Source organism: Mycobacterium sp. ACS4054, from assembly GCF_001667275.1.
Taxonomy (GTDB): Bacteria; Actinomycetota; Actinomycetes; order Mycobacteriales; family Mycobacteriaceae; genus Mycobacterium.
The window spans coordinates 89,255-98,012 of record NZ_LZHV01000044.1 but is presented as its reverse complement, the minus strand read 5'-3'; the positions used below and the strand labels follow the sequence as shown (position 1 = coordinate 98,012).

The following is an 8,758-nucleotide window of genomic DNA, read 5'->3' as shown; positions in this document are numbered from 1 at the left end:
CCGGGACCAGGCCGAGCCGCCCCCCCCCCGCCCCGACCCCCCCCGGCCGCCGACCATCGCGACAGGGCCGGCCCCGGCCGCGCGAGCGGTCGTCGCGAGCGCCTCGGCCGCCGCGCCGACGATCGCCCGCGCGGCGGCGTCGCCGTGGGCGGCGAGGACGTCGGGTGCGAAGGAGGCGACCGCGGCGGCGCCGGTGAACCGCGCGGGCCAGCCCTCCGGCGGACCGAAGCGGGCGCGGGCGGCGTCGAGCAGCGCGGTGGAGCCGCCGCGGCCGTCGTGGGCGCGCAGCGCCGCGCGCAACCCGGCGGCGCCGATCCACGCCCCGCCGCCCTCGTCGCCCAGCCACGGGCCCCAGCCGTCGGCGGTGCGCAGCGCGCCGTCCGCGTCGATCGCGAGCGCGGCGACGCCGGTGCCCGCGACCAGCACGACGCCCGGCCCCCCGCCCAGCGCGCCGGCATGCGCGATCACGGCGTCGCTGGTCACCGCGACGCGCTCCGGCCGCAGCGAGGCCAGCAGCGCCTCGCCCAGCGCGCGCGCCGCGTCCGGCGCCGCCAGCGCCCCGGCGGCGCCAACGATCACCTCGTCAGCCGGGCCAAGCTCGCGTGCCACGCGCAGGATCGCCGCGTGGGCCGCCCGCACGCCACCGGGCGCCGCGAGACCCGGCGCCCCCGGCCCCTCGGCCCTCCCGTCGCCAAGGGAAGCCCGGCACGAGGTCTTACCCAGGTCGACGGCGAGGATCACCGGACCCATCCTTGTCGAGCGCAAACTGGTCTGGTGGGGCGGGCGTTGCTGACCGTGGGGCACGGGACGGCCGACCGCGACCGGCTGGCGGAGTTGTTGACCGGCGCCGGCGTCGCGCTGGTGGTGGATGTGCGGCGATATCCGGCCAGTCGGACGAATCCGGACGTGCGGCGGGAGGCCCTGGAAAGCTGGCTGCCCGAACGCGGCATCGACTACCGGTGGGAGCCCCGCCTGGGCGGGCGGCGCCACGTCGCGGCCGGGGAACCGGAGCCGGACACCTGGTGGACGGTGGCCGCATTCCGGGCGTACGCCGCATACACCCGCACGCCGGAGTTCGACGCGGCGCTTGACGAGGTCCTGGCCGACGCCGCCCGGCGCACCACCGCGGTGATGTGCAGCGAGAGCGTCTGGTGGCGCTGCCACCGGCGGCTCATCGCCGACGTGGCGGAGCTCGCCCGCGCGGTGCCGGTGCGACATTTGATGCCGGACGGCCACCTGCGCCCCCACCGCCCCGCCGACGGTGCTCGCCGGCGCGATGGCCATCTGGTCTGGGACGGCTGAGCCGGCGGTCGCAGCCACGGTGGGATATGGCGACGTGCCAGCGTCGCGTCCGATTTTACGGATGGGTCAGCGGGGCGAAAGCGTCGTAAGATTGTTTATGCCGTATTACATGGACATTCACGAACTTGCGGGCGGCATCACGCGGGAAGAATTGGCCAAGGCCCATGCTCAGGACCTTGTCGTCCAGGAGAAGTACGGCGTCAGCTATCACAAGTACTGGGTTAACGAAAAAGCCGGGAAGGTCTTTTGCCTTTGTGACGGACCCAGCGCGGAAGCCGCGGAAGCGGTCCATCGTGAAGCGCATGGCCTGGCAGCGCAAAAAATCATTCAAGTCGAACCAGGCGTTGCGGATCTGTTCATGGGCGGCAGCGAAGTGGATGCGAGCGGCGCGGTTATGCTGCAGGGCGCGAGGGCGGGTACACGAGACCCCGCGATTAGAACAATCCTGTTTACCGACATTGTCGGATCTACGTCACTCACTCGGAGAATGGGCGACGAAGCCGCTATGAAGGTGCTAGATGCGCACGATTCCATTGTCCGGCGCGGGCTCGACGAAATGGGCGGCAGTGAAATCAAGCATTTGGGCGACGGCATCATGGCGTCATTCGTATCCGCCGTCGCCGCGGTCAAATGCGCGACTCGGATACAACAGCAGGTCAAGAAGAATGGCGAAGAAAACGAGGCGAACGCGTTCCAATTGCGAGTCGGCATTGCGGCCGGAGAACCGGTCGAGCATCATGATGACCTATTTGGTTGCACTGTTCAGCTCGCCGCCCGGTTGTGCGCCCACGCGCGCCCCGAAGAAATCCTGGTTTCAAATGTCGTCGCTGAACTCTGCGAAGGCAAAATGCTCCCGTTCCAAAATCTCGGCGAAGTCAGTCTCAAAGGATTCGAACAGCCCGTCCGGACACACGCAGTGGCTTGGACGAATTAGGAACGCTGCAGCGGCGGCCTCGGTAGTCACCACCGCCCCCGATTCACGGGCGGTCGCCGGTCGGGCTTTGGCCCCTAGAACGTGTTGACCTTGTCGACGCTGACGAACATGCCGTGCCCGGTGTGGTCGTTGGTGAACCGGGTGCCGTCGGTGGTGGCGCTGATGGTCCAGCCCGCGGCGTTGTAGGTCTTGTAGTCGATCTGGACGGTCGGGATGGCGCCCAGGTTGCCCAGCACCCACTGCACCTTGCCGGCGGAGTTCACGCTGACGCCGTTGGCGTGCTCGCCGTCCTGCAGGGGGGAGTTGGTGAACGGCGCCTCGCAGCCGACGGTCTCCTTGTTGATCTGGCAGCGCGTGGTGCCCGACTTGGTTTCGATGAACACGTAGCCGTTCTGATCGGGCGGCAGCGGGATGGCGCCGGCCGGTGTGGTCGGGTTGGCCGGCGTGGTCGGGAGGCCGGGGGCCGGGCTCGCGGTCGGCGGCGCCGCGGTGGGGCGTGGCGTGGGGTAGGTCGGTTCGACCGGCCCGGCACCCGGCGCGGCGACCGGCCGGCCGGCGATCGTGGAGGAACACGCGTCGATCAGCATGGGACTGAACAGCACCGGCGCGACCAACAGGGACCCACCGGCAAGACTCCACCGTGCCCTTTGCGAAAACCGCACGCGCCACTCCCGATTATCAGCAATATTGCGAAACCAGATTACGCGCGACGTGACGAAATCCCGTGCAACCGCGCACCTATCGATGCGACCCCGATGGTGAAGCTTTACCGCCGCGTGACCGTTTGCGTCCCGGCGGCCCGGCGGGCGGCGGCGACGATGCCCTGGTAACCGGTGCACCGGCAGAAGTTTCCGGACAGCCCCTCGCGGATCTCATGCTCGCTGGGATCGGGATTGTCGCGCAGGAGCGCGGTCAGCGACATGACGAAACCGGGCGTGCAGAAGCCGCATTGCAGGCCGTGGCACTCCCGCAGCGCCGCCTGCACGGGCGACAGGGTGCCGTCCGGTGCCGCGACGCCCTCGACCGTGGTCACCTCGGTCGCGTCGGCTTGCACCGCGAACATCAGGCACGAGCGCACGGCCGCGCCGTCCAGCAGCACGGTGCACGCCCCGCACGCCCCGTGCTCGCAGCCCAGGTGGGTGCCGGTCAGCCCGCACCGCTCGCGCAGGAAGTCGGCCAGCGTCATCCGCGGCTCGACCGCGGCGGTGATCTCGGTTCCGTTGACCGACAACTGGATTGGGTGTTCAGGCATCGCTTGCCCTCGCTTCGGCTATCGCGCGCGTCCAGGCGCGGGTGGCCATGGTGGCGCCGACCTTCAACCGGTACGACGCTGTCCCTTGCAGGTCGTTGGGGATGTCGTCGAGCCCGCTCATCGCGGCCCGGCCGATCTCGTCGTCGACCAGCTCGTTGACACCCCTGCCGACGGCCGCGACCTCGGCCGCGGTCGCGCGCCGGACCGTGGATCCCAGGCCCAGCAGCCCGATCCCGCAGCGCGACACCCGGTCGTCATCGTCGAGCTGGACGGCGACCAGGGCGCCCGCGATCGCGAAATCGCCGTGCCGGCGCGCGAATTCCTCGATGGCGAACCCGCATCTGCCGTTCCACACGGGGAACCGCACGCCCGTCAGCACCTCGTCGGATTCCATGGTGGTCTCCCACACCCCGGCGAAGAAGTCGGCGGCCGCGATCTCGCGCCGCCCGCGAGGCGAGGCGACCTCCATCACCGCATCCAGGGTCAGCGCGACCGCCGGGTATTCACCGGCGGCGTCGGCGTGGGCGATCGACCCGCCGAGCGTGCCGCGGTTGCGGATCTGGAAGTGCCCGACGAACGGTGTCGCCCGGGTCAGCAGCGGAACATCTTGGCGCACTTGCGCATCGGTGCCCACGGCGGTCTCGGTGGTGCCCGCGCCGATCCACAGTTCTTCACCCCTGCGCTCGATGCCCTGCAGTTCGGCCAGCCGGGAGATGTCGATGAGGTGGTCGAAGTAGGCCAGCCGCATCGCCAGCATCGGCACCAGGCTTTGCCCGCCCGCCAAAATCTTTGCGTCGTCACCCAATTCGGCCAGCAGGCCGACGGCGTCCTCGACGGTGTCGGGGCGGTGGTATTCGAACGCGGCCGGCTTCATCGTTGCGCGTCTTCCAGCAGGGCCGCGATCGACGCCGGGCTGGCCGGCAGCCGGGTGACCGTCACGCCCAGCGGCGCGAGCGCGTCGTTGATGGCGTTGATGACCGCCGGCGTCGAGCCGATGGCCCCGCCCTCCCCGGCGCCCTTGTAGCCGCCGGGACCCGGTCCGGGGATCTCGACGTGGCCGAATTCGATCGGCGGCACCTCGGTGGCGGTCGGCAGCAGGTAGTCGACGAAAGTCGTTGCGAGCGGGTTGCCGTCGTCGTCGTAGACCATGTCCTCCATCAGCGCCCCGCCGATGCCCTGCACCGTGCCGCCGGCGATCTGCCCCTCCACGACCGCTGGGTTGATCATGGGCCCGACGTCCTCGCTGACGATGTAGCGCAGCAGCGTCACCTTGCCGGTCGCCACGTCCACCTCACAGGTGCAGGCGTGCGTCGCGTTGGACCAGTGGATGGGGTTGGGGGAGTTGAACCGGGCGGTCGCCTCCAGGTTGGCCGACATGCCCGGCGGCAGCTGCTGCGGCGAGTAGTGCGCCACGTAAGCCAGCTCGCCGAACGGCACCGACCTGTCCGGGTCGCCGCGCACGCTGGCCACCGAAAACGCCAGGTCCACTTCGGATTCGGCGACCTTGAGGTGGTGCGCGGCCAGCGCCACGATCTTCGCGCGCAGGATGGCCCCCGCCTCGTTGACCGCCCCCGCGGTCATCGGCGCGCTGCGGCTGCCCTGGGTCCCGGCGCCGTACGGGGTGATCGCGGTGTCGCCCTGGATGGTGGCCACGTCGTCGATGTCGGCCCCCAGCGCGTCGGCGGTCAGCTGCACGACCGTGGTCTCGATGCTGTTACCGCTGGAGCCGCCGTTGACGTAGACGTTGATCTTCCCGGTCGGCTCCATGCGGATGGTGGCCCCTTCGGTGGCCAGGTGGCCCGTCGCCGCGCCGGTCGGCTCGATGTAGGCCGAGAACCCCAGGCCCAGGTAGCGGCCCTGCGCCAGCGCCTCGGCCTGCTCCTTCCGAAAGCCTTCGTGGTCAAGGATTTTCACCGCCTGCTCGAACGTGTCGATCGGGGCGACGTGGTCGTACGGCATGCCGTTGGGGTTGAAGTACGGCATCTCGTCGCGGCGCAACAGGTTGCGCCGGCGCAACTCGACGGGGTCGAGGTTCATCTTGCGGGCGGCGACGTCGAGCAGGATCTCGCGGGCCAGCGTTTCGTATTGCCAGGGGCCGCGGTAGGCGGCCAGCCCGCTGGTGTTGGAGAAGACGGTCTTGTAGTTGAAGCTGGCCTTCGGCACCCGGTAGGGGCCCGGGAAGAACATCCCGATGGCGGCCGTCGTCAGCACCGGGTAGGGCGTCGGGTAGGCGCCGATGTCCTGGACGAAGTCGATGTCGGCGGCCGCGATGTTGCCCTCGTCGTCGAAAGCCATTCGCGCCGTGCCGTCGACGTGCCGCGCCTGCCCGGCCGACATCAGGTTCTCGCGCCGGTCCTCGATCCACTTCAGCGCCGCCGGCACCTTGCGGGCGGCCAGCATGATGCACATGTCCTCGCGCATCGGGACGACCTTCTGGCCGAAGCCGCCGCCGGTGTCGCGCATGATCACCCGAACCCGTTGCGCCGCAATGCCCAACAGCCGGGCGCAGAACGCCCGCAGCTCGTGCGGGGTCTGGGTGGACGCCCACATCGTCAATTCCCCGGTGGCGGCGGTCCATTCGACGACCAGCCCGCGGGTCTCGATCGGCACCGGCGCGTAGATCTGCTGGTAGATGTGCTCCTCGACCACGCACGGCGCGTTGGCGAACAGCTCCTCGTCCGGTGGGGCCCCGCCCATCCCGCCGGCGACGTTGTTCGGGTAGGCGCTGTGCACCAGCACCTCGGCGGTCTGCGCGCGGGTGAAGTCGGTGACCGCGGGCAGCGGCTCGTAGTCCACGTCGATGAGCTCCAGCGCGTCCTCGGCGACATACCGGCTCTCGGCGACGACGAGCGCGACGGGGTCGCCGACGAACTTGGCCTCGCCCTCGGCCAGCGGCGGGCGCGGGGTGTCGGGGACGTCCTTGCCGGCGACGGCGTGCCACGCCTCGCGCACCTCCGGGTTGAGGTCGGCGGCGGTGAACACCGCGCGCACGCCGGGCAGCGCCAGCGCGGCCGAGGCGTCGATGCCGTTGATGCGCGCCCGCGCGAACGGGCTGCGCACGAAGCAGGCGTGCAGCATGCCGGGCCGCGAGATGTCGTCGACGAAGCTGCCGCGGCCGGTCAGCAACCGGCCGTCCTCCACCCGCTGGACACGGGTGCCGGCGTAACGAGGGGCCGGGGCGGTGGTCGTCGCCCCCTGCGCGTGTTCGGTCATCGCGCTCCATCCGGTTGTCGCCTGACGAGAACCACGATGCCATCATAGGAGAGTGCCGTTATCGCAGTCGATAGCCGTCGGCGTGCTGCTCGCCGCCGGCGCCGGACGCCGCTACGGCAAGCCGAAGGTGCTGGTCGACGGCTGGCTCGACATCGCGGTCGACGCGCTGCGGGTCGGGGGCTGCGCCGACGTGGTCGTGGTGCTGGTCGCCGCCCAGGTCGCCGTCCCGCCCGGGGTCACCGCGGTCACCGCGGCGCACTGGCGCGACGGGCTGAGCGCCTCGGTGCGCAGGGGCCTACAGCAGGCCGACCGCATGCGCGCGGACTACGCCGTGCTGCACGTCGTCGACACGCCCGACGTCGGTCCCGCGGTGGTGGCGCGCGTCCTCGACCGCGCGCTCGCATCCCCCAGCGGCCTGGCGCGCGCCCACTTCGGCGATCGCCCGGGGCATCCCGTGGTGATCGCGCGCCGGCACTGGCCCGAGCTGCTCGCGGGGATCTCCGGCGATCACGGCGCCGGCGCCTACCTGCGCACCCGGCACGACGTCGAGGCCGTCGACTGTGCGGATCTGGCCGGCGGCCGCGACGTCGACGAACCCTAGGCGGCCAGCGGGGGATCGGCGGCCGGGCCGTCGGGTCTGTTGGCGAGGTCCCGCACGCGATGGCGCACCACGAACCAGCCGACGACGAACGCGGGGACACCGACGATGACCGCGCCGATCATCCACGGGCCCTGGACCTTGTCCAACATCATCTCCACCAGCACGCCGGCCAGGAAGATCAGCGTCAGGTACCCGCTGTACGGCGCCAGCGGCATCCGGAACCGGGGGCGTTCCACCGCGCCCCGGCGGGCCAGGTAGTAGAACCGCAGCTGGCACGCCACGATCGTCCCCCAGGCCACCACGACCCCCACCGCGGCGATGTGCAGCACGATCTCGAACGCCTGGCTCGGCTTGACGGCGTTGAGCACGATGCCCAGCAGGCCGACGGCGGCGGTGAGCAGGATCCCGCCGTAGGGCACGCCGTTCTTCGACATCGGCGCGGTGAACTTCGGGCCGCTGCCGTTGATCGCCATGGAGCGCAGGATCCGGCCGGTGGAATACAGGCCGGCGTTGAGGCTGGACAGCGCGGCGGTGAGCACCACCAGGTTCATGATCGTGCCCGCCCCGCCGAAGCCGGCCTTGGAGAAAAACGTCACGAACGGGCTGACGTGTTGCTGGTAGGCGGTGTGCGGCAGCAGCAAAGCCAGCAGCACGGTCGAGCCGATGTAGAAGACGGCGATGCGCAGCACCACCGAGTTGATCGCGCGGGGCATGATCTTGTGCGGATCCGCGGTTTCCCCGGCCGCGATGCCGACCAGCTCGACCGCCGCGTAGGCGAACACCACGCCCGAGGTGACCAGGACCAGGGGCACCAGCCCGCTCGGCAGCAGGCCGCCGTGCGCGTCCCACAACGACGGGCCGGTGTCGTGGCCGTCGACCTTGAAGCGCCCGACCAGGAAGACCGCGCCGATGACCAGGAACGTCACCAGCGCCAGCACCTTGATCAGCGAGGCCCAGAACTCCAGCTCACCGAAGAGTTTGACCGAGATCAGGTTCATCGACAGCACCACCAGCAGCGCGATCAGCGCCAGCGTCCACTGCGGGATGGTGGCCATCGTCCGCCAGTAGTGGCAGTAGTGCGCGATCGCGGTGGTGTCCACGATGCCGGTCATCGCCCAGTTCAGGCAGTACATCCAGCCCGCGACGAAGGCGAACTTCTCGCCGAAGAATTCGCGGGCATAAGACACGAAGGAGCCCGATGACGGGCGGTGCAGCACGAGTTCGCCGAGCGCTCGCAGGATCAGGAAGACGAACACGCCGCACAGCGCGTAGACCAGGAACAGCCCCGGCCCCGCCGAGGCCAGCCGGCCGCCGGCGCCGAGAAAAAGCCCGGTTCCGATGGCCCCGCCCAGGCCGATCATCTGCAGCTGGCGGTTGTTGAGGGCCTTGTGATAGCCGTCGTCCTCGCGGGTGAGCCGCTGGTCGGCGCTGTCGTGTGGCATTGCGTCCTGCCGTG

Annotated in this window: 9 protein-coding genes; 3 read left to right on the top strand and 6 right to left on the bottom strand. The window is 70.3% G+C overall.

Features of this window, described 5'->3' with window-relative positions; all coding sequences use genetic code 11:
- The coding region (locus tag A5730_RS12175) for a BadF/BadG/BcrA/BcrD ATPase family protein (RefSeq protein ID WP_369829872.1) at positions 1 to 741 on the bottom strand (741 nt) is incomplete at its 3' end.
- Between the two features lie 33 nt (positions 742 to 774).
- Between A5730_RS12175 and A5730_RS12170 the strand changes: the two genes are divergently transcribed.
- Both A5730_RS12170 and A5730_RS24280 read left to right on the top strand, forming a co-directional pair.
- Positions 775 to 1,302 carry a DUF488 family protein gene (locus A5730_RS12170; protein WP_067900240.1) on the top strand — a complete coding sequence of 176 codons (528 nt, stop codon included), beginning with the start codon at positions 775 to 777 and terminating at the stop codon, positions 1,300 to 1,302.
- Positions 1,303 to 1,411: 109 nt separating this feature from the next.
- Positions 1,412 to 2,236, top strand: a complete 825-nt coding sequence (locus A5730_RS24280) for a nickel-binding protein (RefSeq protein WP_197506237.1) — start codon at positions 1,412 to 1,414, stop codon at positions 2,234 to 2,236.
- Positions 2,237 to 2,310: 74 nt separating this feature from the next.
- On the opposite strand, the gene A5730_RS12160 is transcribed toward A5730_RS24280, so the two are convergent.
- From A5730_RS12160 to A5730_RS12145, 4 genes are all read right to left on the bottom strand, one after another.
- Positions 2,311 to 2,823 carry a hypothetical protein gene (locus A5730_RS12160; protein WP_369808499.1) on the bottom strand — a complete coding sequence of 171 codons (513 nt, stop codon included), beginning with the start codon at positions 2,821 to 2,823 and terminating at the stop codon, positions 2,311 to 2,313.
- Positions 2,824 to 3,002: 179 nt separating this feature from the next.
- The gene (locus tag A5730_RS12155; protein WP_067900231.1) at positions 3,003 to 3,488 is read right to left on the bottom strand and encodes a (2Fe-2S)-binding protein; all 486 of its coding nucleotides are present in this window, start codon (positions 3,486 to 3,488) and stop codon (positions 3,003 to 3,005) included.
- Positions 3,481 to 4,362, bottom strand: coding sequence for a xanthine dehydrogenase family protein subunit M (locus tag A5730_RS12150; RefSeq protein ID WP_067900228.1), 882 nt, complete (start codon positions 4,360 to 4,362; stop codon positions 3,481 to 3,483). Before A5730_RS12150 ends, A5730_RS12155 begins: the two co-directional genes overlap by 8 nt.
- Positions 4,359 to 6,701, bottom strand: coding sequence for a xanthine dehydrogenase family protein molybdopterin-binding subunit (locus A5730_RS12145; RefSeq protein ID WP_067900226.1), 2,343 nt, complete (start codon positions 6,699 to 6,701; stop codon positions 4,359 to 4,361). Before A5730_RS12145 ends, A5730_RS12150 begins: the two co-directional genes overlap by 4 nt.
- Before the next feature lie 52 nt (positions 6,702 to 6,753).
- Here A5730_RS12145 and A5730_RS12140 point away from each other — a divergent pair, with 52 nt between their 5' ends.
- Positions 6,754 to 7,302 (top strand): NTP transferase domain-containing protein, encoded by a 549-nt coding sequence (locus A5730_RS12140; protein WP_067900223.1) that lies wholly within the window; start codon positions 6,754 to 6,756, stop codon positions 7,300 to 7,302.
- Here the strand turns inward: A5730_RS12140 and A5730_RS12135 are convergent.
- The gene (locus tag A5730_RS12135; RefSeq protein WP_067900219.1) at positions 7,299 to 8,744 is read right to left on the bottom strand and encodes an amino acid permease; all 1,446 of its coding nucleotides are present in this window, start codon (positions 8,742 to 8,744) and stop codon (positions 7,299 to 7,301) included. The genes A5730_RS12140 and A5730_RS12135 overlap by 4 nt on opposite strands.
- Positions 8,745 to 8,758: the final 14 nt, after the last annotated feature.